This window comes from Rhizobium giardinii bv. giardinii H152 (assembly GCF_000379605.1).
GTDB classification, from domain to species: domain Bacteria; phylum Pseudomonadota; class Alphaproteobacteria; order Rhizobiales; family Rhizobiaceae; genus Pararhizobium; species Pararhizobium giardinii.
Genome location: NZ_KB902668.1, coordinates 102,079 through 125,885 on the forward strand (window position 1 = coordinate 102,079; position 23,807 = coordinate 125,885).

Below are 23,807 nucleotides of genomic sequence, written 5' to 3' on the forward strand. Positions count from 1 at the left end.
CGCAACGGCGGAGCCTTTCTCTTTGCAGGTGCCCTTACGAAAATCAGTTGCGTCGGACCTAACTCTCTGATTCCAAGCGATGAATCGAACAGGCCGTTGATTCGATAGCAAATATTTCATCCATCCTTGGAACGGGTTAACCAAAGTAAACGGTTCATTAACCATAATGCCGCTCTAGTGGGGTTGTGCCTGAGGGGTGCGACTCGCGAGCGTGAACAAGCTAGGCGCAAGCGGAAATTTGTAAGACTGGCGTAATGTCGGGGGTTTTTATGAGTGGTAAGCACGTCGCTGTCCTGATGGGCGGTTTTTCTTCGGAGCGGCCGGTGAGTCTGTCGTCCGGGGCTGCGTGCGCCGACGCTCTCGAGGCCGAGGGTTATCGCGTTACCCGCGTCGACGTCGATCGCAATGTCGCCTCCGTGCTTGCCGATCTGCGTCCGGACGTTGCCTTCAATGCGCTGCACGGCCCCTTCGGCGAAGACGGGACCATCCAGGGCATCCTCGAATATCTCGAAATCCCCTATACCCATTCGGGCGTCCTGGCGTCCGCGCTCGCCATGGACAAGGCGCAGGCCAAGCATGTCGCAAGTGCCGCCGGCATTCCGGTCGCCGAGGCGCGGATCATGGACCGCCACGATTTCGGCTCGCAGCACCCGATGAAGCCGCCTTATGTCGTCAAGCCGGTTCGTGAGGGCTCAAGCTTCGGCGTCGTCATCGTCAAGGAAGATCAGTCCCATCCGCCGCAGGTGATAACCTCCAGCGAGTGGCGCTACGGCGACCGCGTGATGGTCGAGCGCTATGTCTATGGCCGTGAATTGACCTGCGGCGTCATGGGCGACACGGCGCTTGGTGTGACCGAAATCATCCCGCAGGGGCACGCTTTCTACGATTACGATTCAAAGTATGTAAAAGGCGGTTCAAAACACGTCATCCCGGCCGATATTTTACCGAATATTTACCAAAAAATACAAACACTCGCAGTCAAGGCGCATCAGGCGATTGGATGCCGCGGCGTAAGCCGCTCCGACTTCCGCTTTGACGACCGTTTCTCTGAAGACGGAGAGCTCATCTGGCTGGAGGTCAACACTCAGCCCGGAATGACTCCAACCTCTCTGGTGCCTGAAATGGCGGCGCATGCCGGCCATACGTTCGGTGAATTCCTCAGGTGGATGGTGGAGGACGCGTCGTGTTTGCGTTGAAGGGCAGGAAGGCAGCAAGGGTGCGGGCTCCGCTAGAGGCGGCTGATCTCGACGGTCAGCGCGTTCTGCCGCGCCCGCTGCGCCGCGTCGTGCGCTTCCTCGTCAGCCTTGGAACCGGCCGCATTCATTTCGCTCCGCACACCGGCACCGTCTCGGCGCTGGCCTTCCTGGCGGCGACCGGGTTCTACGGCATGTCGCTCGGCGGCCACAGCCAGGATTTCGCCCAGACGACGACCACGGCGGCCGGTTTTGCGATCGAGGATGTCAAGGTCTCCGGCAATGAGCAGACCTCGGAAATCGATATCCTGCAGCAACTCGGCCTCGACGGCGCGACGTCGCTGGTGGCACTCGACATCAATGTCGCCCGCAAGCTGATCAGCGAAATGCCCTGGGTCGAGGACGTTGCTGTCCGCAAGGTCTATCCCGGTACGATCGAAGTCAGCCTCAAGGAGCGCAAGGCCTTCGGCATCTGGCAGCACGGCACGGACCTGTCGCTGATCGAAGCGAGCGGCAGCGTGATTGCGCCGCTGCGCGACAACAAGTTCGCGGACCTGCCGCTGTTCGTCGGTCGCGACGCCGAGACGGCTGCCGCCGAGTTCTACGAGCGTTTCTCGCAGTGGCCGGAAATCGCAAAGCGCGTCAAAGCCTATGTTCGTGTTGCCGGCCGCCGGTGGGACCTGATGCTCAACAACGGTATCACCATCAAGTTGCCCGAATACGATCTCGACCGCGCCATGCAGGTTCTCTCGACGATGGAGGAGGGGCAGCAACTGCTGGAACGCGATATCGCCGCGGTCGATCTGCGGCTGGAAGATCGCACGACGATACAGTTGACGCCCGAAGCCGCCGCCCGCCGGCAGGTGGTTCTGGAAGCGCGCACGAAGATGCTGAAGAAGCAGGAACAGGAGAACCGTACATGAGCCTTTTCGGTTCTTCCAACCTCGGTCTGCCCCGCCTGAAACCGCTTAATTCCAAGCGGTCTCATGTCGTTTCGGTTCTGGACATCGGCTCCACCAAGGTGGTGTGCATGATCGGCCGGCTCATGCCGCGCGCCGAAAGCCAGATCCTGCCGGGTCGCACGCATTCGATCGACATCATCGGCATCGGCCATCACAAGTCGCGCGGCATGAAGAACGGCGTGATCGCCGACCTCGACGCCGCCGAAAGTGTCGTCCGTCTCGCCGTTGACGCCGCCGAGCGCATGGCGGGCCTGACGATCGACAGCCTGATCGTCAACATCTCGGCCGGTCGCCTGCAGAGCGATGTCTACACGGCCTCCATCGATCTCGGTGGCCAGGAAGTCGATGCTGCCGACCTGAAGAAGGTTCTCGCCGCTGCCGGCCAGCAGTCGCAGCGCCAGGACCGCGTCATCCTGCATTCGCTGCCGACCGGCTTTTCGCTCGACGGCGAGCGCGGCATCCGTGATCCGCTGGCGATGTTCGGCGATTCTCTCGGCGTCGACATGCACGTTCTGACGGCCGAGCGGGCCGCTCTGAAGAACCTCGAACTCTGCATCAACCGGGCGCACCTGTCGGTCGAGGGCATTGTCGCAACACCTTACGCCAGCGGTCTCGCGGCGCTGGTGGACGATGAAGTCGAACTCGGCTGCGCCGCCATCGACATGGGCGGCGGCACGACGACGATCTCCGTCTTCGCCGAAGGCAAGCTGGTGCACGCCGACGCCGTTTCGCTGGGCGGCCATCACGTCACGACCGATCTGGCGCGCGGCCTTTCGACCCGCATCGAGGATGCCGAGCGGCTGAAGGTGGTGCACGGTTCGGCCCTGCCCAACAGCGCCGACGAACGCGATATCGTCTCGGTCGCGCCGATCGGCGAGGACGACCGCGATCAGCCGACGCATGTGCCGCGCGCGCTTGTCTCGCGCATCGTGCGCGCCCGCATCGAAGAGACGCTCGAACTCATCCGCGACCGTATCCAGCGTTCGGGCTTCAGCCCGATCGTCGGCAAGCGCGTCGTTCTGACGGGTGGCGCCAGCCAGCTCACCGGTCTGCCGGAAGCGGCACGCCGTATCCTGGCCCGCAACGTTCGCATCGGCCGCCCGCTCGGCGTGTCGGGCCTGCCGGCGGCGGCCAAGGGTCCGGCCTTTTCGACGGCAGTTGGCCTGATGATCTATCCGCAGGTCGCGGACATGGAAACGCATGCGTCGCAGGGCGGTCTGCTGTCGTCGCTCGCAGGAAACAACAGCCGTATCGCCCGCATGGGCCAATGGCTGAAGGAAAGCTTCTGATCCCTTCGGCGGAGCTGGCGGGATGCAATACTGAATTTAGTGATTTGGCCGGCTCGGCAAGGCGGCCAGAAACCAGGAAGGAACGGGTACAATGACGATCAACTTGCAAAAGCCGGATATCACCGAGCTGAAGCCTCGCATCACCGTCTTCGGTGTCGGCGGCGGCGGCGGCAACGCTGTCAACAACATGATCACGGCAGGCCTCGAGGGCGTCGATTTCGTCGTCGCCAACACCGATGCCCAGGCACTGACCATGACCAAGGCCGAACGCATCATCCAGATGGGTGTCGCGGTGACCGAGGGTCTTGGCGCCGGCTCGCAGCCGGAGGTCGGCCGGGCTGCCGCTGAAGAATGCATCGATGAGATCATCGATCACCTGAACGGCACGCATATGTGCTTCGTCACCGCCGGCATGGGCGGCGGCACCGGCACGGGTGCTGCTCCGGTCGTCGCCCAGGCGGCCCGCAACAAGGGCATCCTGACGGTCGGCGTCGTCACCAAGCCGTTCCATTTCGAAGGCCAGCGCCGCATGCGCCTCGCCGATCAGGGGATCGCCGAGCTGCAGAAGTCGGTCGACACCCTCATTGTCATCCCGAACCAGAACCTGTTCCGGATCGCCAATGACAAGACCACGTTTGCCGACGCGTTTGCGATGGCCGACCAGGTTCTCTATTCGGGCGTTGCCTGCATCACCGACCTGATGGTCAAGGAAGGCCTGATCAACCTCGACTTCGCCGACGTCCGTTCGGTGATGCGCGAGATGGGCCGCGCCATGATGGGCACCGGCGAAGCATCCGGCGAAGGCCGCGCAATGGCCGCCGCCGAAGCTGCGATCGCCAACCCGCTGCTCGACGAAACCTCGATGAAGGGCGCTCAGGGCCTGTTGATCTCGATCACCGGCGGCCGCGACCTGACGCTGTTTGAAGTCGATGAAGCCGCGACCCGCATCCGCGAGGAAGTGGATCCGGATGCCAACATCATCCTCGGCGCAACGTTCGACGAAGAACTCGAAGGCCTCATCCGCGTTTCGGTTGTGGCAACGGGTATCGATCGTACCGCCGCGGAGGTGGCTGGTCGCTCCGCTGACTTTCGTCCGGTAGCAAGGCCGATCGTTCGCCCGTCGGCTGCCATCCCGGCAGCTCCCGTCCAGCAAGCGCCCGTCGCCGTTCAGCCGCAGCCGGCACCGGTTGCCGTTCAGCCGGCTCCGGTCGTTCAGCAGGCGGTCGCTCAGGCCGCTCCGCAGACGTCCGACGACATTGCCCGTGCAATCCGCGAAGCCGAACTCGAACGGGAACTGTTCCTGTCGATGCCGCGCGGAGGTGCCGCCGCTCCGGTTCAGCAGGCGCAGGAAGAGTTCCGCCCGCAGAGCAAGCTCTTCGGCAGCGTTGCTGCGGTCGAGCAACCGGTCGTCCAGGCCGCTGCCCCGGTCCAGCGCACAGTCGAAACGGTGGCTTACCAGCCGCAGCCTGCCGTTCACGCTCCCGTTGCCCAGGTTCGTCAGGAGCCGATCGCTCCGGTGATCCGCCAGCAGGCCGAGCCGGTCCGCATGCCGAAGGTGGAAGACTTTCCGCCGATGGTGAAGGCCGAGGCCGAGCATCGCGCCCAGCCGGTGCCTCAGGAAGAACGCGGCCCCATGGGCCTCCTGAAGCGAATCACCAGTTCGCTCGGACGACGCGACGAGGAAGACCACAATGTCACGGCGGACATGACCACAGGCGCGCCGAGCGCCGCCTCGCAGCAGCGCCGCCCGCTGTCTCCGGAAGCAAGCGTCTATGCGCCGCGCCGGGCTGCTCCCCTCGACGACCGTGCCCGCGCCGTCTCGCAGCCGCGCGTGCATGAAGACGATCAGCTCGAAATCCCGGCGTTCCTGCGCCGTCAGTCGAACTGATTTTCTACCCGCCTTCCACCTTGCCGAAATGCCCGGGTTCGCGCCCGGGCATTTTTTATGGATTATCAATTATTTTCAGTGGTTAATGTTGTCCCTGACCAGCGTAACAAACCGAAACGAACAGTGATTTGGAATGACGGTCGCGTGCAACTATCTTCACACTTGGGACTGATGGGGCTGAACCGCGATTCGATGCATCGCTGGCTGCAGATTGGACCGGTTGGCGGTGCGTGGCGCTGCTTTCCGACTGTGTGACTTGCGGCGTTTGAAAGCGTGCGGCTCGGGTCCCCTGGAGAAATTCGGCGGCAGCGCCAGGAAGCATTTTGAAGGCGAGAAGCATGGGAATTGGAATTGGACTGCTTGGGTTTCAGACAACCATTGCAAACTCTGTAACTCTGAGCGGCACAGGCGTTCACTCAGGCGCCGAAGTAGCAATCACCTTCCATCCGGCGGAAGCCGATAGCGGTATCGTCTTCCAGCGGATGGACGGCGATCGGGCGATCAGTGAATTCAGGGCGGTGTCCTCGCAGGTCGGCAACACCGATCTCTGCACCGTTCTCGGCTTCTCACCTGCGACCTCGATCGCGACGATCGAGCATGTGATGGCGGCGATCTACGCGCTTAGCCTCGACAACCTTCTCATCGAAGTGCATGGCGCCGAGATGCCGATCATGGACGGCAGCTCGGCTCCCTTCATCGAGGCGATTGAACAGACGGGCCTCAGGGCCCTTGCCGTCAAGCGCCGCTATATCCGTATCCTTAAGCCGGTCCGCATCGAATCGGGCTCTTCCTGGTCGGAATTCACGCCCTATGACGGCATGCGCTTCGAAGTGGCGATTGATTTCGATTGCCCTCTGATTGGCCGTCAGGACTGGAAGGGCGACCTCACGCCTTCGGTCTTCAAGACCGAACTGTCGCGCGCCCGCACCTTCGGTTTCATGCGCGATGTCGAGCGCATGTGGGCGGCAGGCCGCGGTCTTGGCTCATCGCTCGAGAATTCGGTCGTCATCTCTGACGACGACACGGTGATCAACGTCGAGGGGCTGCGCTACAAGGACGAATTCGTGCGCCACAAGACGCTGGATGCGGTGGGCGATCTTGCCCTGGCCGGTATGCCGTTCATCGGCTGCTACCGTTCCTATCGCGGCGGCCACAAGATGAACGCGAACGCACTGAAGGCTCTGATGAGCGATCCGACGGCTTATGAAATCGTCGAGACTGCAACTCGGCGCCAGCGTGCAGCCCAGCGCGAAGGGATGGCCGTCAACGCTCCGTAAGTCGGATTCGGTTCTGCGGAGGCGGAAAACCGTTGCTGATTTTGCCAAAAGCCGGTCTTTCGACCGGCTTTTTCATGATCCCGTCGCCACAAAATTGCGTTAATCGATCGCCATGACGTTGCGGTCTTGTTGCATCTTGATCTAAAACGCGGTTCATAGGCGGCGGTATTCTTACCGCTGTGCGAGTTGGGATTTACGAATGGTATTTGCAGGCCAGTTTGAATTGAAGAAGATGGCGCGTGTCGCCGTCGTCGCGCTTGCGGCTTCCGCGACCAGTGTTCTGGTAACCGCCTGCCAGAACGATCCCGACATCGATATCACCAAGCTGGCTGCGGAAACGGATCCGCCGGATGTCCTCTACAATCAGGGCCTTGCCAACCTGAATGCCGGCAAGACGACTGAAGCGGCGCGCAAGTTCGACGCGATCGACCAGCAGCATCCCTTCTCGGAATATGCCCGCAAGGCGCTGGTGATGCGGTCCTTCGTCAACTACCGCAACGGCCAGTATCAGGACGCCATCAACGGCGCGACCCGCTATCTCAATCTCTATCCCGAATCCGAAGATGCGGCCTACGCGCAATACATCGTCGGCCTCGCCTATTCGAAGCAGATTCCGGCGGTGACGCAGGACCAGAAACCGGCCATGAGAACGATCGAGGCGATGCAGGCTGTCGTTACCAAATATCCGGATTCGGATTATGTCGAGGATGCCGAGGCCAAGATCCGCTTTGCCAAGGACCAGCTCGCCGGCAAGGAGATGCAGGTCGGCCGCTATTACCTCGAGCGCAAGGAATATCTTGCCGCGATCACGCGCTTCCGTACCGTGGTCGAGCAGTATCCCAACACCAACCAGGTGGAAGAAGCCTTGTCGCGGCTGGTGGAAAGCTATTTCGCCATGGGCATCACCAGCGAAGCGCAGACGGCGGCGGCGGTTCTCGGCCACAACTATCCGGACAGCCAGTGGTATGCCGATGCCTACAAACTGCTGCAGAGCGGCGGCCTCGAGCCGCGCGAAAGCGGCAATTCGTGGATTTCGCGCGCGGGCAAGAAAATTCTCGGCGTCTGAGCGAAGAGATTTGAACCAGGATGCTTTCACAGATTTCGATCCGCGATATCGTCCTGATCGAACGGCTTGACCTGTCCTTCGACGCCGGCTTGTCCGTGCTGACGGGGGAAACCGGTGCCGGAAAATCCATCCTGCTCGACAGCCTCTCGCTCGCGCTCGGCGGGCGCGGCGATGGTTCGCTGGTGCGTCACGGCGGCGACAAAGGGCAGGTGACGGCGGTTTTCGATGTCGGTATGGGCCATCCGGCTCGCATCATGATTCGCGAAAACGGCATCGACGACGACGGCGACCTGATTTTCCGCCGGGTGCAATCGGCCGACGGCCGCACCAAGGCCTATGTCAACGACCAGCCCGTTTCCGTCCAGCTGATGCGCCAGGCGGGGCAGTTGCTCGTCGAAATCCACGGCCAGCACGACGACCGCGCCCTCGTCGATACCCATGCCCACCGCACGTTGCTCGATGCCTTTGGCGGCCTTGCCGAAGAGGCGGAGAATGTCGCGGGCCTCTATCGCGTCTGGAAGGACGCCGAGCGCACGCTGAGGAAGCACCGCGAGAAGGTCGAGGCGGCCGCCCGCGAAGCCGATTATTTGCGGTCTTCGGTGGATGAACTGGAGACCCTCTCGCCGCAGGACGGCGAGGAGGACGATCTCGCCGAACGCCGTTCGCGGATGATGAAGGCCGAGCGCATCGCCGTCGATATCAACGAGGCGAGCGAATTCCTCAACGGCAATGCATCGCCGGTTCCGCTGATCGCCTCGCTGGTGCGCCGGCTCGAGCGCAAGAGCCACGAGGCACCGGGGCTTCTCGAGGAAACCGTTGAATATCTCGACACCGCGCTCAACCATCTCTCCGATGCGCAGATGGCCGTCGAGGCGGCACTTCGGAAAACCGAATACGATCCGAAGGAACTGGAGCGCGTCGAGGAGCGCCTGTTTGCCCTCAGGGCCGCCGCGCGCAAATATTCCGTGCCGGTAACGGCGCTTCCGGCACTCGCCGTGAAGATGATTTCTGACCTTGCCGATCTCGATGCCGGCGAGGAGAAGCTGAAGCAGCTCGACGCGCAGCTTGGCCTCGCCAAGCGCGCCTTTGATGCCGCCGCCGCCGCGCTCTCCGCCAAGCGCCACAACACGGCGACGGCGCTTTCGGAAGCGGTGATGGCCGAGCTTCCGGCCTTGAAGCTGGAGCGGGCCCGGTTCATGGTGGAGGTGACATCCGACCCGGACGCCGCAACGGCAGACGGCATCGACGTGGTCGAGTTCCACGTGCAGACCAACCCGGGGACGCGCCCGGGCCCGATCATGAAAGTGGCTTCGGGCGGCGAGCTCTCGCGTTTCCTTTTGGCGCTGAAGGTGGCGCTTGCCGATCGCGGGTCAGCGCCGACCCTGGTCTTCGACGAAATCGATACCGGCGTCGGCGGCGCCGTGGCGGATGCCATCGGCCAGCGGCTGAAGCGCCTGTCGAAGACCGTGCAGGTGCTCTCCGTGACCCACGCCCCGCAGGTGGCGGCGCGCGCCGCGACGCATCTGCTGATCTCCAAGGGGCCATCTGCGGAAAAATCCGAAGCCATCGCCACGCGCGTCGCCCGCATGGACGACAGGGCCCGCACCGAGGAAATCGCCCGCATGCTTGCCGGCGCCTCCGTGACCGACGAGGCGAGGGCGGCGGCCGTGAGGCTGCTGGCCGGTAACGTTTAGTTTTACGATCTGTTGAGGGGGAGGATCCCTCGAGTGTTGAGGGCTTCAACATCTTCCCATTCCTCGAAATTTCTCTAAAACGACTCCCAAAATAGGGAGCCCAGCATGTCGACCGAATCTGTTGCCGTTGAAGATCTGACGCTCGAAGATGCCGCTGCCGAGCTGGAGCGGCTGGCCAAGGCGCTTGCGCATCACGATGCGCTCTACCATGGCAAGGATGCGCCGGAGATTTCGGATGCGGACTATGACGCGCTGAAGCGGCGCAACGAGGAGATCGAGGCCAGCTTTCCGGAATTGATTCGCGCCGACAGCCCGTCGCGGAAAGTCGGGGCGGCACCTTCGGCGATCTTCCAGCAGATCACCCATGCCCGGCCGATGCTGTCGCTCGACAACGTGTTTTCCGACGACGACGTGCGGGATTTCATCTCCAGCGTCTACCGCTTCCTCGGCCTTTTGCCGGACAATTCCATTGCTTTCACCGCCGAGCCGAAGATCGACGGCCTGTCGATGTCCTTGCGCTACGAGAACGGCAGGCTCGTCAGTGCCGCCACGCGCGGCGACGGCACGACCGGCGAGAATGTCACCGCCAATATCCGCACCATCAGGGAAATTCCGCAGACGCTTCCGTCCGATGCCCCTGCGGTCGTCGAGGTGCGCGGCGAGGTCTATATGGCCAAGGGCGATTTCCTGGCACTCAACGAGCAGATGGCGGCAGAGGGCAAGCAGACCTACGTCAACCCGCGCAATACGGCAGCCGGGTCGTTGCGCCAGCTCGACCCGACGATCACGGCCAGCCGCAAGCTGAAGTTCTTCGCCTATGCCTGGGGTGAGATTTCCGAGATGCCGGCCGATACGCAGTTCGGCATGGTCGAGGTTTTCAAGCGCTGGGGCTTTCCGGTCAATCCGTTGATGCAGCGGCTGTCGTCGATCGAGGCGATCCTTGACCACTACAACGATATCGGCCTCAAACGTCCCGATCTCGACTATGATATTGACGGCGTCGTCTACAAGGTCGACCGGCTCGACCTGCAGCAGCGCCTCGGCTTCCGCTCGCGCTCGCCACGCTGGGCAACGGCCCATAAGTTCCCGGCCGAGCAGGCGTTCACCACCGTCGAGAACATCGACATCCAGGTTGGCCGCACCGGGGCGCTGACGCCGGTCGCGCGGCTGACGCCGGTCACGGTCGGCGGTGTCGTCGTCACCAATGCGACGCTGCACAATGCCGACTATATCGAGGGCATCGGCAATAGCGGTGAGCGTATCCGCGAGGAGGGGCACGATATCCGGATTGGCGACACGGTGATCGTCCAGCGCGCCGGCGATGTCATTCCGCAGGTTCTCGATGTCGTGATGGAAAAACGTCCGGCAACGGCGGAGCGCTATCGGTTCCCGAAGATCTGCCCCGTCTGCGGCAGCCACGCGGTGCGCGAGCGCAACGAGAAGACCGGCAAGCTTGATTCGGTGACCCGTTGCACCGGCGGCTTTGTCTGCCGCGCGCAGGCCGTCGAGCATCTCAAGCACTTCGTCTCTCGCAATGCTTTCGACATCGAGGGGCTGGGCTCCAAGCAGATCGATTTCTTCTTCGAGGCGGAGGATCCCGCGCTGTCGATCAAGACGGCGCCGGACATCTTCACGCTGGAGAAGCGGCAGAGCGAGTCGCCGCTCACCAAGCTCGAAAACATCGACGGTTTCGGCAAGGTCAGCGTTCGCAAGCTCTATGACGCGATCAACGACCGGCGGCAGGTGGCCTTGCATCGGCTGATCTACGCGCTCGGCATCCGTCATGTCGGCGAGACGACGGCAAAGCTCTTGGCGCGCTCCTATGGCAGCTACGCCGCTTTTTCCGAGGCGATGAAGGCCGCTGCGGATACGACGTCGGAAGCCTGGAGCGATCTCAACACCATCGACGGTATCGGCGAGGTCGTCGCCCGGGCGATCGTCGAGTTCTACAAGGAGCCGCGCAACATCGACGTCGTGTCGCGCCTTCTCGAACAGGTCACACCGCTTGACGCGGAGGCGCCTGTTTCAAGCTCGAGTCCGGTTGCTGGCAAGACTGTCGTCTTCACCGGCTCGCTAGAAAAAATGACGCGTGACGAGGCGAAGGCCATGGCGGAACGGTTGGGCGCCAAGGTTGCCGGTTCGGTGTCGAAGAAGACCGACCTGCTCGTCGCCGGCCCAGGCGCCGGTTCGAAACTGGAAAAGGCCCGTGAACTCGGCGTCGAAACCACCGATGAGGATGGCTGGTTTGTCCTGATCGGTGGGTAACTGCGCTCCAACGGCTTGAAGAGCTTCCCTTGCGCCGCTGTCTTCTCTATGTGGACCGTCAGATTTATGACAGTTTCGTGACAGTGGCGACGACGGGTGATTGAACAATGCTGGGTTGGTTTCGCAAGCTTTTGCCGCGCGAGGATAAGTTCTTCGAGCTTTTCGATGCGCATTCGCGCACTGTCGCCGGCGCCGCCGAGGCGTTGAAGGCTCTGCTTGCGGGCGAGGGCGATCAAGAGGCGCATTGCAATCGCATCATCGCGCTGGAGAACGAGGCCGACGGCATCACGCGCGAGGTGATGCTGGCCGTCCGTCGCAGCTTCATTACACCGTTCGACCGCGGCGACATCAAGGATCTGATCGAGTCGATGGACGATGCCATCGACATGATGCACAAGACGGTGAAGACCATCCGCCTGTTCGAGCAGAAAAGCTTCGATCCCGGCATGCGCGAGATGGGCGCCCTCGTCGTCGACGCCGCCCGGTTGATCGCCGAGGCGATCCCGCTGCTCGATCGGATGGGCACGAACGCCGCGCGCCTCAGCGCCATCGCCGAGGAGGTCACCCGCGTCGAGGAGCGTTCCGACGGCCTGCATGAAGAAGGTCTGAAGGACCTTTTCCGTCGTCACGGCACGTCGAACCCGATGGCCTATATCATCGGCAGCGAAATCTACGGCGAGCTTGAGAAGGTTGTCGATCGCTTCGAAGACGTCGCCAATGAAATCAGCGGCATCCTGATCGAGAACGTCTGATGGAGGCCACGCTCGCGCTTCCGCTGCTTGCGGGTCTGATCGGCATTGCGCTGTTCTTCGACTTCCTCAACGGCCTGCACGACGCGGCGAATTCGATCGCCACGATTGTTTCGACGCGCGTGCTGAGGCCGCAATATGCCGTGATGTGGGCGGCGTTCTTCAATTTCATTGCCTTCCTGTTCTTCGGCCTGCATGTCGCCGAAACCCTGGGCAAGGGGATCATCGACCCGGCGATCGTCAATCCGCAGTTGATCTTCGCCGCCTTGATGGGCGCGATCATCTGGAACATCGTCACCTGGATCTTCGGCATCCCGTCGAGTTCGTCGCATGCGCTGGTCGGCGGGCTGGTCGGTGCGGGCCTTGCGAGGACCGGCGGCGATGCGATCGTGCTCAGCGGTCTGTTGAAGACGGTCGGCGCGATCTTCATGTCGCCGATGATCGGGTTCTTCCTGGCTCTCATGCTCGTTCTCATCGTCTCGTGGATCTGCCTGCGTCAGACGCCGTTTGCCGTCGACCGCAGCTTTCGCGGCCTGCAGTTCATTTCAGCCTCGCTCTATTCGCTCGGCCATGGCGGCAATGACGCGCAGAAGACCATGGGCATCATCGCAGTCCTGCTGTTCAGCCAGGGTCACCTCGGGCCGACATTCCACGTGCCGCTCTGGGTGGTGATCACCTGCCAGTCGGCCATGGCGCTCGGCACGCTCTTCGGCGGCTGGCGCATCGTCCATACGATGGGTTCGAAGATCACCCGGCTCAATCCGATGCAGGGGTTTTGCGCGGAAACAGGCGGCGCCATCACGTTGTTCGGCGCCACCTGGCTCGGTATCCCGGTCTCGACGACGCACACGATCACCGGCGCCATCATCGGCGTCGGTGCCGCACGGCGTGTGACGGCCGTACGCTGGGGGCTTGCCGGCAATATCGTGATTGCCTGGATCGTCACGCTGCCGTCGGCTGCCGTGATCTCCGCCTTGTTTTACTTCATCGCCTCGGCGTTTTAGCCGAGGTTGCCGGCCGCCCCGCTGCTGGCAACCTCGTCACGTTTGGCTGGCCGGTGTTCCAATCGCTGCTGTGCGACGAGACAGATTGCCGTTTTCTCCTCGCATCCCGGCAGTGTCGCAAATTCGGCGCGACACCCGCCGTCAAATAGTATCCTATGGGTGCAGGCGACCGCAGAGCCGCCGTTTTTGAACGGAACCGAGGAACACCCATCCATGAAGCTTGCTACCCTGAAGGATTCGACCCGGGACGGAAAACTCGTCGTGGTATCGAAGGATCTCACGCGCTGCTCGGAAGTCGGCCATATCGCCCGCACGCTGCAGGCGGCATTGGACGACTGGGCCTATGTCGCCCCCCGACTGCAGCAGGTCGCGATCGGCGTGGAGAGCGGCTCGCAGCCGACCATGCGGTTCCATGAGCATGATGCTGCTTCGCCATTGCCGCGCGCCTTCTTCTGGACCGGCGGCTCCGGTGGTTTTTCCGGACCGCGCGATTCCCTTTCGCTTGTCGAGGGGGCATCCGACATCGCTGTCACCGCGCAACTCGCCCTCATTACCGGCGACGTCGAGGCGCAGGTCGCCAGTGCCGATGCGAAGGATGCCGTTCTTCTCGTCCTGCTTGCCAGTGACATTTCGGTCGGCGAGGGGAGGGCCGTCTCGACGTTTTCTCCCGTTGCCGTGACGCCGGACGAACTGCGCGAGGGCTGGAACAGCGGCGACCTTTCACTGCTCGTCCGCCGCAATGGAAAGGCCTTCGACGGCGGCAGCAACGGCAAGCAGGAGCCTGCAAGCGTGATCGCTGCGGCTGCAGCTCTTCACCCGCTGCTTGCCGGCAGCATCATTGGAACAGGTCTCGGCAAAACCGAGGGCGCCCTTTCCATCGGTGATACCCTTCGCATCGAGATGAACGATCGGACCGGACACTCCATCTTCGGCGCCATCGAGCAGACGGTCAAAACGCGCGGCAAATGATTGTCCCGCTACGCCGGGCCCCTATTTCCCCGCAGGCAATTCTTGAATTGTTTTTTTGCACCGCACACGTTAGGGAAATCGCGCCGGATTTTGCGGAGCGCCCGTGAAATCCGGCAAGAGCCAGCCGCCACGTCTAAGGCGGCAGCCTGCTGCATAATTCCTTAAATCGGAATCGATCTAAGGGCGAAATTATGCAGCAGTTTCAAAATTCTACAGCGTCCTTTGCGCGTCATGTTTGACGCGCGGCGCTGTAGGCGGATTGGAGGATCCCGGGATGGAAACGATCACCACGATTGCAGCGTTGCGCGCCCGCCTTGCGGACCATCGCCGCGCCGGCAAGAGCATCGGCCTGGTGCCGACCATGGGGTATCTGCATGTCGGCCATATGGAACTGGTCAGTCGCGCGAGGGCGGCGAATGACATCGTCGTCGTCAGCCTCTTCGTCAATCCGTTGCAGTTCGGCGTCAACGAGGATCTGGCGAAATATCCGCGCGATCTCGCCCGCGATCAGGCAATGCTCGTCGCAGCTGGCGCCGATTTCCTGTTTGCGCCCGGCGTCTCCGATATGTATCCGCGGCCGATGGAAACCGTGGTCGATGTGCCGACGCTTGGCAGCGAGCTCGAAGGCTCTGTCCGGCCCGGCCATTTCGCCGGCGTCGCCACAGTCGTCACCAAGCTCTTCAACATCGTCCAGCCGGACCGCGCCTATTTCGGCGAGAAGGATTTCCAGCAGCTGCAGATCATTCGCCGCATGGTCGAGGATCTGGCGCAGCCGGTCGAGATCGTCGGCGTGGCGACGGTGCGGGAGGCCGACGGCCTCGCCTGCTCGTCGCGTAATGTTTACCTGACACCGGCGGAACGGACCGCTGCGGCGATCGTGCCGAAGGCGCTCGACGAGGCTGAAAGGCTGATCGCCGGCGGGCTGACGGAGGTCGCAGCCCTGGAAAAGGCGATTGCGGATTTCATCGCTTCGGAGCCTCTGGCAACGCCGGAAGTGGTTGCCGTGCGTGATCCGGAAACACTGCACACAGTGACGGAAATCGGCGAAAAGCCGGTTCTTCTGTTGCTTTTTGTCCGTTTCGGGAGCACGAAACTGCTCGATAATCGGGTTTTCACGCCGAAAACCGCAAAATTTGCAAAGGTGGCCTAAGCATGAGTGTACAGGCAATGAAGCGGCGCCTGAGCCCGGGCAACATCGAGGCGCTCAAGGGTCAACGGCCGATCGTCAGCCTGACGGCCTATACCACGCCGATCGCCCGGCTGCTTGATCCGCATGTCGATTTCATGCTGGTCGGCGATTCGCTCGGCATGGTGCTTTACGGCCTGGATTCGACCGTTGGCGTCACGCTGGACATGATGATCGCCCACGGCCAGGCGGTCATGCGCGGCTCGGAAAAGGCGTGCGTCGTCGTTGATCTGCCCTTCGGTTCCTACCAGGAGTCCAAGGAGCAGGCTTTCGCCACCGCAGCGCGCGTGCTGAAGGAGACCGGCTGCAGCGCGGTGAAGCTCGAGGGGGGCGCGGAGATGGCTGAGACGGTCGATTTTCTCACCCAGCGCGGCATCCCCGTGCTCGGCCATGTCGGCCTGATGCCGCAACTCGTCAACACCATGGGCGGTTACCGCTCGGTTGGCCGCAACGACAAGGAAGCGGCAAAAATCCGGCGCGATGCCAAGGCTATCGACGATGCGGGGGCTTTTGCCATCGTCGTCGAGGGCACGATCGAACCGCTGGCGCGAGAGATTTCCGCCGAGCTCAGAGCACCGACCATCGGCATCGGCGCGTCGCCGGCCTGCGATGGGCAAATCCTGGTGTCGGACGATATGCTGGGCATCTTCAGCGACTTCAAGCCCCGCTTCGTCAAGCATTTCGCCGAATTGGCGCCGCAGATTTCCGCGGCCTTCGAAGCCTATGCCAACGAGGTCAAGGCGCGGACTTTTCCCGGCATCGAGCACACGTTTCAGCTCAAGCGCTGAGGGCGCATGGGACCGGGTGCCTGCCCGGTCCGGTTCGATCAGAAATTCGGATTGCTGCATCAATCTTATTGAATTGTTCCGCGGCCGGTCGCGGCCTATCTGTGCGCTCCATCCCTCGCACAACTCGGGAAGGCGTGGCTTGACCGCTGGTGCTGGCTGTTCCGGAAAGTTTCCCTCATGACGCAAGATGATTTCTGGCAGGGTATTCGCGGCGGTTTTCCCGTCATGGTGTCGGCATCCCCGTTCGGGGCGTTGTTCGGCGCGCTTGCGATCGACAACGGCTTTTCGGTCTTCGATGCGGTGTTCATGAGCGCGACGCTCTATGCGGGCGCCAGCCAGATGGTCGGCATCGAGCTGTTCGGCCACAAGGTCCAGCCTTGGCTGATCGTGCTTTCGATCTTCGCGGTGAATTTCCGCCATATCCTCTATTCGGCATCGATCGCCCGGCATATCCGGCATTTCTCCGGCGTGCAGAAGTTCTTCACCTTCTTCCTGCTGGTCGATCCGCAATATGCCGAAACCGAGAAGCGGGCCGAGCGCGGTGAACCGGTGACGTTCGCCTGGTATCTCGGCTTTGCGATGATCATCTACGTGCCCTGGCAGATCATGACGCTGCTCGGCGCGATCTTCGGGCAGATGATCGGCGAGCCGCGCGCGATCGGTCTCGACGTGCTGTTGCCGATCTATTTCATGGGTCTGGTTCTCGGTTTCCGCAAGCGGGACAACTGGCTGCCGGTCGTCGCTGTCAGTTCGCTGGCATCCATCGCGGCCATGCATTTCGTCGGCTCGCCCTGGCATGTCAGCATCGGCGCGATCGCCGGCATCCTGCTTGCCGCCTGCCTGCCGCTGCCGAAACGGCATGAAGAGCCGGTCACCCTGGAGCACGAGGTCTGATCATGGATAGCTCAGAGCACATGCAACTGATCTACATCATCCTTGCGGCCGCCTTTGCGACCTTTCTCACCCGCATCGGCGGCTATGTGATGATTACGCAGATGAAGCGCATCCCGCCGCGCATGGAAGCGGCGCTGAATTCGGTGCCCGCCGCCGTGCTGTCGACGCTGGTCGCGCCCGCCTTCGTCCGCGGCGGCTTCGATGTCGCAGCCGCCATGCTCGTCGCCTTCGCCGTGGGCTTACGGGTTTCGTCTCTCTGGATGCTGGCCATCGGCTGGCTCGTCGTCATGACGATTCGGTATTTGACCGTGTAGGAAGCGCCTTGCTGCCTCTTCTCCCCCGTGGGGAGAAGGTGGCGCGAAGCGCCGGATGAGGGGGCGGCTTGCACCAGCGTCGGCGAGAAAACCCCTCATCGCCTCGCATGCGCTCGGCACTTCTGCCCGGGGGGAGAAGAGGGAGCTTGTAGCAACGCCTGCGATCCATTGCTCTGGTTCTGACCGGAGAGGGTAGTTCTGAAGGGATTGCTATCGCACAAGCACCGCCGTCGCCGCCTTCAGCCACTCCAGCACTTTTTCGTCCGGGATCAGCGGCGACAGTTTTTCGCAAGTCTCGGCATGGTAGGCGTTCAGCCAGGCGAGTTCCTCGTCCGTCAGCAGGCTGGTGACGACCAGACGCCGGTCGATCGGGCAGAAGGTCAGCGTCTCGAAGCCGAGCATCGGCAGGTCGCCACCCTCGATCGGGGTTGGCTCCAGCACATGCACGAGATTTTCGATACGGATGCCGAAGGCGCCGGGGCGGTAATAGCCGGGCTCGTTCGACAGGATCATGCCGGGCAGCAGTTCCTGCGTGGAGGCACGGGAAATGCGTTGCGGCCCTTCATGCACCGAGAGATAGGAGCCGACGCCGTGGCCGGTGCCGTGGGCGAAATCGGCCCCGGCTTTCCACAGCGCGATACGGGCCAGCGGATCGAGATCAACGCCGCGAGAGCCCTTGGGAAAGCGGGCGAGGCTGATGGCAATCATCCCCTTCAGGACCAGTGTGAAGAAACGCCGCTGTTCTTCCGGCACGGTGCCGATCGCGACTGTGCGGGTGATGTCGGTGGTGCCGTTGACATATTGGCCGCCGGAATCGATCAGGAACATCGTCCCGTCGGCAATGGTCAGATCGCTCTCCGTCGTTACCCGGTAGTGCATGATCGCCGCATGTTCGCCCGCGCCTGAGATCGTGTCGAAGGAAATGTCCTTGAGCGGGTTCTGCATCCGCTCGCCGACGGCCGCGCGGCAGGCTTCCAGCTTTTCGACCGCGGCAATTTCCGTGATGGTTCCGGGTTGGGTCCCATCGAGCCACGCAAGGAACTCGACCATGGCCGCGCCGTCCTGCAGGTGGGCGCGGGCGGAGCCTTCGAGTTCTGCCGCGTTTTTCCGGGCGCGGGGCAGGCGGGCAGGATCGATCGCCTCGATCACCGTGCCGCCGCTCACGCGGATGCGCTCGGCGAGCGCAAACGGCGCGTGCTCCGGATCGATCATGATCTTTGCGCCGGTCGCTGCGAGCGCTGCGACACGATCCTCGAACGAGGCGGGAGCCTCGAGGTTCGCAAGCTGGGTGAGATAGGCTTCCTCCTCGATACCTGTCTTGCGCTTGTCGAGGAACAGATCGGCCTTGCCATCGGCATGAACGATGGCGCGGGCCAGCGGATGCGGCGTGTGCGGCACGTCGCTGCCGCGGATGTTGAAGGTCCAGGCGATCGACGAGGGGTCGGTCAGCACCACGGCACTGGCATCTGCCTTGGCAACGTCCTGCGCCATCGTCGCGAGCTTGTCCCTGGCGAGCACGCCAGCATGATCCAGCGGCTGGATCTTGACGCGGCCGAGCGGCGCTGCGGGCCGGTCAGCCCACTGCCGGTCAAGCGGATTGTGGTCAAGGAAGACCAGCGCGCCGCCTAGTCCTTCCAGCGCCTTCTGGAGCTTGCGCACCTCGGCGCCCGTATGCAGCCACGGGTCGATGCCAAGGCGAAAACCTTTCTTGCCGTGCCGCTCAAGCCAAAGATGCGGCGGTTCGCCGATCAGGTCGCCGCCTTCGAAGACCGTGCCGTCCACCTGCTCCTTGAGCTGGGTGACGTAACGGCCATCCACAAAGACAATCGCCTGCTCCTGCGTGATGAGCGCGATGCCGGCGGAACCGGTGAAGCCCGTCAGCCAGGACAGGCGCTCGGCCGACGCAGGCACATATTCGCCCTGGAATTCGTCGGCGCGGGGAACGAGGAAGCCGTCGACGTTCAGGGCGGCGAGCGCGGCGCGCAATGCTGTGACACGCTCCTTGCCGAACTGGGGAGTGGAGGTGACTTCGAAAGACTGGAACATCTGATTTTCCTGCGATGGGTCGGCCCGAAGAGGAGCCCTGGCGAAAGGACCGATTCCTGAAAGGGTGCGGGCACTCTAGCGGAAACAGGCGAAGCTGCGAAAGCCCGTGTTTCCTGCTCGGCCGTCAAGGAATTTGCGGATAACCTCCCATGTCAGCCGTTGATTGTTCTGCGACCATCGATCGTCGGTGAAGAATACCGGCTCCTGCGGGTCGAAGCCGCTGCAACTGAAATCCGACGGGCGGGAGCAGAAGGCGACGAAATCGGCTTGCGTCCGCCATTCTGCAATCGGATCGCCGGTGCTGTAACCATCGTAGATTTCGCGCAGCGTAATCGTGTTGCCGGTGCGGATCAGGCCGTGTCCGCAGTAGTCGCGGTGGAATTCGTGGATCAGGCCCGTGCCCGGCGCGCATGTCATCAGCTTTTGCCACAGCGATCGCGCGGCTGCCTCGCCGTAGGCGGCGTGACTGAGACGGTCGCGGCATTCGAGATGCCGGCGCTGCATCTCCTCTTCCGAGGCGTTGATGACAGGGTAGGGTGGCCATTTGGTCCGGCTGTGCCTTTTTCCGCCACGCATCGACCAGAGGACCGCGCCCAGAACCCAGACGATCAGCATCAGGCCGATGAGAGGTATGATTGTCGCCAGCATCCGTCCTCCAGCGTCTGAACCGTCACAAATATCATACTTATGCGCAGTGTGCATGGCTCCCATGCTGCAATGCACCTAGACCCATTTCAAAAATAGTCTATAAACCCGCTCAACGAACACGGACGCAAATCTGTTGTTCACGCGAATGCCGAAAGGCAAGAGCTGCATGGTCTGAATACGGTTGGTCTCCCTTCTCCTCCTCCCTCCGGGTGGCCAATTTCAGATCATGAAGGGTCCGCTTGAGCGCTCCTCCTCCTCAAGCTCGCGGACATGACCGGCTTGCCGGTCAGCGGGCGGTGCTTCGGCATCGCCTTTGTTTTGAAAAACCCGCTTGTCCATGACGGACAGGCGGGTTTTTCATTGTTCGGACGTTTAAAATGCCGACCGTCAGGGACGGTCGAGATGGATCGTCACCCAGCCGTTGCGCCAGATGGTGCGGACATGGCGCAGATGCTGGCCGTTATAGGCGGACAGCACCTTCCAGCGCTGCGATGCCAGAATGCCCGACAGGATGACCGAGCCGCCGGGCGCCAGATGGCCGGCAAGTTGCGGTGCCATCTTGATCAGCGGGCGGGCAAGGATGTTGGCGATGATCAGGTCGAAGGGACCATGGGCGGCGAAGGCCGGCGAGTGGAAGCCGGGGGCGGTCACGGTGGTGATGCCGGCGGCGATGCCGTTGCGGCGCACATTCTCGGCGGCGACACGCGTGGCGATCGGGTCGATGTCGGTTGCAAGGACCGGGATGGGCTTCAGCTTGCGCGCGGCGATTGCCAGGACGCCGCTGCCGGTGCCGAGATCGAGCGCGTTGCGAACCTTGCGGGCGCGCATGACGGTTTCGATGACTTCCAGGCAGCCCGCCGTTGTGCCGTGGTGGCCGGTGCCGAACGCCTGCCCGGCATCGATCTCGATGGCGATGTCGTTGGCCCGCACCTTGTCGCGGTCGTGCGAGCCGTGGACGAGGAAACGGCCGGCGCGCACCGGCGACAGGCCTTCCAGCGACTTGGCGATCCAGTCGACGTCGGGAATGATTTCCCGTTCGATCGTCGCATCGGGAAAATGTGGAGCGACGACTTCGGCGAAGCGCGCCCGCATCTCTTCTTCCTCGTCGAAATCGATGTAGAGCGACGCCTCCCAGATGTCCTTCTTTTCATCCATCTCCATCGTGGCGATGGCGTAGCCGTCATCCTCGAACGCTTCGGTCATCAGTTCCATGATGACTTCCGACTGCTTTTCGGTCGTGGTGATGAACAGGCGAAGATCGCTCAATGTCTTTATCCTTGGTCGGCGCGCGGCTTGCGCGCTCTAGCATGCCCGCCGATCAAAGGTAAAGCGCAGGACTACCTGGCGCCCGGAATCCAGGGCGGCGGCGGCGTATCCTGGCCGGAAACATTGCGCAGCGCCGCCGCGGTGAAACCGGGGATGCTGGTCAACAGCGGCATCAACAGTGCACGCAGACCCGTCAGCAGCGGATTCTTCAGGGTGATGAAGGCGGTGTTGCGCCGCGTCTCCTTGAGCACGGTCTCAACGACGGGCATTCTCAGGCTGGAATAGTCCTGTTCGCGTCCTTCGGAAATCAGCCAGGCGAGCCAGCAGGCGTCCTCGATGCCGAGGTTCATGCCCCGCGCGCCGGCCGGCGAATGCACATGGGCGGCATCGCCGGCAAGAAAGACATTGCCGCGGCTCATCGCTTCGACATGGCGAAAACTGATGGTGAAGTCCGATGCCCATGTCCGTTCCAGGACCGTGGCCGGATGATCGATGCGCGTCTCGAAATCCTCGATCGTCGATACGTAGCGCAGCGTATCATCGCACACCGGCAGGCGGCCGAGCACACCCGGATTGAGGAAATTCATCTGGACGAAACTGGTATCGACTGGCTGGGAATAGCGGTAATCGGCGAGAAAGAACCGGCCTTCGATCGCATCGCCTGGAAAAGCGAAGCCACAGGCCTTGCGCACAGCGGAATGGGCCCCGTCCGCGCCAATCAACACGTCCGGCAGCACCGTCTCTGCCCCGCCGTCCGCGTGCAGAAGCGTCACGATCGGGTCCCTGACATCGCCGGACACCGCCTGAAGGTGCGTTGACCATTCAGGCCTGATGCCGACAGCCGACAGCCGCTGGAGCAGCAATCGCTCCGTCTGTCCCTGTGGCAATGCGTAGATCGGGCAATAGGGGCCGCGGAACTTTTCGGTGTCGATCGTCAGCAGCAACTTGCCTGCCGAAGATATCTTGAATTCGGTCAGGCGCCGGGCCTCGGCCAGGATCAGGGGCGCGGCGCCGCAAGCTTCCAGAAGCGTCAGGGTTCTGGCGTTGATACCGAGCGCCCGGCTCTCGTTGATTGGCGCCGGTCCCAGGGCGTTTGCCACCAGACGGGGCCGATAGCCGCGCCGCGCCAGTTCGAGCGCCAGAGCAAGTCCGGTGGGCCCCGCACCGGCAATCAGAATTGACCTTCCGGTGCGCTCCCCCATCAGCCCCTCGCGGCGATCTTTACGTCTTGAGCAGATTTTCCAGTTTCTTGACCGCGGTGTCCGGATTTTCGCCGTAGGCGATCGTACCGGTGAATTTGCCTTCGGAATCGAGAAGGAAAACGGAGGCGGTGTGGTCCATCGTATAATCGCCGTCCGGCTTCTTCTCGTCCAGCGGGATTTTCTTGGCGTAGACACGGAAACCCTTGATCATCTCCATCACCTTGTCCGGCCGACCGGAAATGCCGGTGATTCGCTTGGAGACGTTCGAGACATACTGGCCAAGGACTTCAGGCGTATCGCGTTCGGGATCGACGCTGATGAAATAGGCCTGCAGCTTGGTGCCGTCCGGATCGACCTTTTCCAACCAGCCGTTCAATTCGAACAGGGTCGTCGGGCAAACCTCCGGGCAATGGGTGAAGCCGAAGAACAAAGCCGTCGGCTTGCCGGTGAAAGCCTTCTCGGAAATCGGTTGGCCGGTCTGGGAGACGAGCTCGAATGGCACGCCGAAAGGACCGGCCGCGATCTGGTCCTTCGAGGCGGTCATTTGATAGGTCATCCAGCCGAGAGCAGAAGCGACGATGGCAACGGCAGCCCAAAGAACGATTCGAAGTGCTTTCATGATGATGTCCGGTCCATTTAACCAATCTTCATGCCCAGATAGACCTTCGGACCGCAGGTTGCAAACATTCGGGCGGCCAGCGTAAATATGCGGCAGGCAGGATCAGAAACACCAGGAAAGGCCGTTTTCGGCCATGGTCAGGAAGATCGCCGGTCCCTGGACGATCCATCCGAGAAACGCGCCGAGAAGCAGAACGAGGCCCCCGCCGGCAAGGGCGGTGACCATCAGGGTTGGCGGGTGCTTTTTCGCATTGTCCTGCATGCCGCCATGTTACCCGGCGGCGTCGAAGATTGAAAGGTGTGGAGCGCGCGTTTAGAGCGCGGTCCGGGCCATTCGAATCGCGAGAATTCGGTACGCGTTTTAGCGAATGGTTAATTTGTGTTTGCCATGTTCTAAGCGCGTGGAGGGGTGCCTGTCCCCTTGCCGACATGACGTCGCCGGTTTGCCTCAGCCCGGTTTCCCGCATCATCGCTCCCTTTTCCTGCGCG

The 23,807-nt window shown here is 62.3% G+C and carries 21 protein-coding genes; 15 read left to right on the forward strand and 6 right to left on the reverse strand.

Features of this window, described 5'->3' with window-relative positions; genetic code table 11:
• Nucleotides 1–269 precede the first annotated feature (269 nt).
• The 15 genes from A3AY_RS0115045 to A3AY_RS0115115 all read left to right on the forward strand — a co-directional run bounded on the left by A3AY_RS0115045 (nucleotide 270) and on the right by A3AY_RS0115115 (nucleotide 17,538).
• Complete coding sequence (locus A3AY_RS0115045; protein WP_018326484.1) at nucleotides 270–1,196, forward strand: D-alanine--D-alanine ligase; 927 nt, start codon at nucleotides 270–272, stop codon at nucleotides 1,194–1,196.
• On the forward strand, nucleotides 1,184–2,116 hold the full coding sequence (locus A3AY_RS0115050; RefSeq protein WP_018326485.1) for a cell division protein FtsQ/DivIB: 933 nt from the start codon (nucleotides 1,184–1,186) through the stop codon (nucleotides 2,114–2,116). Before A3AY_RS0115045 ends, A3AY_RS0115050 begins: the two co-directional genes overlap by 13 nt.
• Nucleotides 2,113–3,444, forward strand: a complete 1,332-nt coding sequence (ftsA, locus tag A3AY_RS0115055) for a cell division protein FtsA (protein ID WP_018326486.1) — start codon at nucleotides 2,113–2,115, stop codon at nucleotides 3,442–3,444. The genes A3AY_RS0115050 and ftsA overlap by 4 nt, the downstream gene beginning before the upstream one ends.
• Before the next feature lie 91 nt (nucleotides 3,445–3,535).
• Complete coding sequence (gene ftsZ / locus A3AY_RS0115060; protein ID WP_018326487.1) at nucleotides 3,536–5,332, forward strand: cell division protein FtsZ; 1,797 nt, start codon at nucleotides 3,536–3,538, stop codon at nucleotides 5,330–5,332.
• 344 nt (nucleotides 5,333–5,676) lie between these two features.
• Nucleotides 5,677–6,609 carry a UDP-3-O-acyl-N-acetylglucosamine deacetylase gene (lpxC, locus tag A3AY_RS0115065; RefSeq protein WP_026203466.1) on the forward strand — a complete coding sequence of 311 codons (933 nt, stop codon included), beginning with the start codon at nucleotides 5,677–5,679 and terminating at the stop codon, nucleotides 6,607–6,609.
• Nucleotides 6,610–6,841: 232 nt separating this feature from the next.
• Nucleotides 6,842–7,675 carry an outer membrane protein assembly factor BamD gene (locus tag A3AY_RS0115070; protein WP_234913025.1) on the forward strand — a complete coding sequence of 278 codons (834 nt, stop codon included), beginning with the start codon at nucleotides 6,842–6,844 and terminating at the stop codon, nucleotides 7,673–7,675.
• Nucleotides 7,676–7,695: 20 nt separating this feature from the next.
• Nucleotides 7,696–9,369, forward strand: a complete 1,674-nt coding sequence (gene recN, locus A3AY_RS0115075) for a DNA repair protein RecN (protein WP_018326490.1) — start codon at nucleotides 7,696–7,698, stop codon at nucleotides 9,367–9,369.
• Between the two features lie 105 nt (nucleotides 9,370–9,474).
• Nucleotides 9,475–11,634 carry an NAD-dependent DNA ligase LigA gene (gene ligA / locus A3AY_RS0115080; RefSeq protein ID WP_018326491.1) on the forward strand — a complete coding sequence of 720 codons (2,160 nt, stop codon included), beginning with the start codon at nucleotides 9,475–9,477 and terminating at the stop codon, nucleotides 11,632–11,634.
• A 107-nt stretch (nucleotides 11,635–11,741) separates the two neighbouring features.
• On the forward strand, nucleotides 11,742–12,386 hold the full coding sequence (locus tag A3AY_RS0115085) for a DUF47 domain-containing protein (RefSeq protein ID WP_018326492.1): 645 nt from the start codon (nucleotides 11,742–11,744) through the stop codon (nucleotides 12,384–12,386).
• Nucleotides 12,386–13,387, forward strand: coding sequence for an inorganic phosphate transporter (locus tag A3AY_RS0115090; protein WP_018326493.1), 1,002 nt, complete (start codon nucleotides 12,386–12,388; stop codon nucleotides 13,385–13,387). Before A3AY_RS0115085 ends, A3AY_RS0115090 begins: the two co-directional genes overlap by 1 nt.
• Before the next feature lie 213 nt (nucleotides 13,388–13,600).
• Nucleotides 13,601–14,356 carry a fumarylacetoacetate hydrolase family protein gene (locus A3AY_RS0115095; protein ID WP_018326494.1) on the forward strand — a complete coding sequence of 252 codons (756 nt, stop codon included), beginning with the start codon at nucleotides 13,601–13,603 and terminating at the stop codon, nucleotides 14,354–14,356.
• Between the two features lie 274 nt (nucleotides 14,357–14,630).
• Entirely contained in the window at nucleotides 14,631–15,506 is an 876-nt protein-coding gene (gene panC, locus A3AY_RS0115100) for a pantoate--beta-alanine ligase (RefSeq protein ID WP_018326495.1), read from the forward strand.
• Nucleotides 15,507–15,508: 2 nt separating this feature from the next.
• Nucleotides 15,509–16,330, forward strand: a complete 822-nt coding sequence (gene panB, locus A3AY_RS0115105) for a 3-methyl-2-oxobutanoate hydroxymethyltransferase (RefSeq protein WP_026203467.1) — start codon at nucleotides 15,509–15,511, stop codon at nucleotides 16,328–16,330.
• Nucleotides 16,331–16,507: 177 nt separating this feature from the next.
• Nucleotides 16,508–17,224, forward strand: coding sequence for an AzlC family ABC transporter permease (locus tag A3AY_RS0115110; RefSeq protein ID WP_018326497.1), 717 nt, complete (start codon nucleotides 16,508–16,510; stop codon nucleotides 17,222–17,224).
• A 2-nt stretch (nucleotides 17,225–17,226) separates the two neighbouring features.
• Nucleotides 17,227–17,538: an AzlD family protein gene (locus A3AY_RS0115115; RefSeq protein WP_026203468.1), complete on the forward strand. Its 312-nt coding sequence runs from the start codon at nucleotides 17,227–17,229 to the stop codon at nucleotides 17,536–17,538.
• Between the two features lie 210 nt (nucleotides 17,539–17,748).
• Here the strand turns inward: A3AY_RS0115115 and A3AY_RS0115120 are convergent, their stop codons facing one another.
• From A3AY_RS0115120 to A3AY_RS38650, 6 genes are all read right to left on the reverse strand, one after another.
• Nucleotides 17,749–19,584, reverse strand: coding sequence for an aminopeptidase P family protein (locus tag A3AY_RS0115120; RefSeq protein WP_018326499.1), 1,836 nt, complete (start codon nucleotides 19,582–19,584; stop codon nucleotides 17,749–17,751).
• Nucleotides 19,585–19,659: 75 nt separating this feature from the next.
• Entirely contained in the window at nucleotides 19,660–20,232 is a 573-nt protein-coding gene (locus tag A3AY_RS0115125) for a hypothetical protein (protein WP_018326500.1), read from the reverse strand.
• A gap of 387 nt (nucleotides 20,233–20,619) precedes the next feature.
• Nucleotides 20,620–21,498, reverse strand: coding sequence for a 50S ribosomal protein L11 methyltransferase (locus tag A3AY_RS0115135; protein ID WP_018326502.1), 879 nt, complete (start codon nucleotides 21,496–21,498; stop codon nucleotides 20,620–20,622).
• Between the two features lie 71 nt (nucleotides 21,499–21,569).
• A complete protein-coding gene (locus A3AY_RS0115140; protein ID WP_018326503.1) occupies nucleotides 21,570–22,700 on the reverse strand; it encodes an FAD-dependent oxidoreductase in 1,131 nt (376 codons plus the stop codon).
• Nucleotides 22,701–22,719: 19 nt separating this feature from the next.
• Entirely contained in the window at nucleotides 22,720–23,319 is a 600-nt protein-coding gene (locus A3AY_RS0115145; protein ID WP_018326504.1) for an SCO family protein, read from the reverse strand.
• A gap of 102 nt (nucleotides 23,320–23,421) precedes the next feature.
• Nucleotides 23,422–23,580 (reverse strand): hypothetical protein, encoded by a 159-nt coding sequence (locus A3AY_RS38650; RefSeq protein WP_018326505.1) that lies wholly within the window; start codon nucleotides 23,578–23,580, stop codon nucleotides 23,422–23,424.
• Between the last annotated feature and the right edge of the window lie 227 nt (nucleotides 23,581–23,807).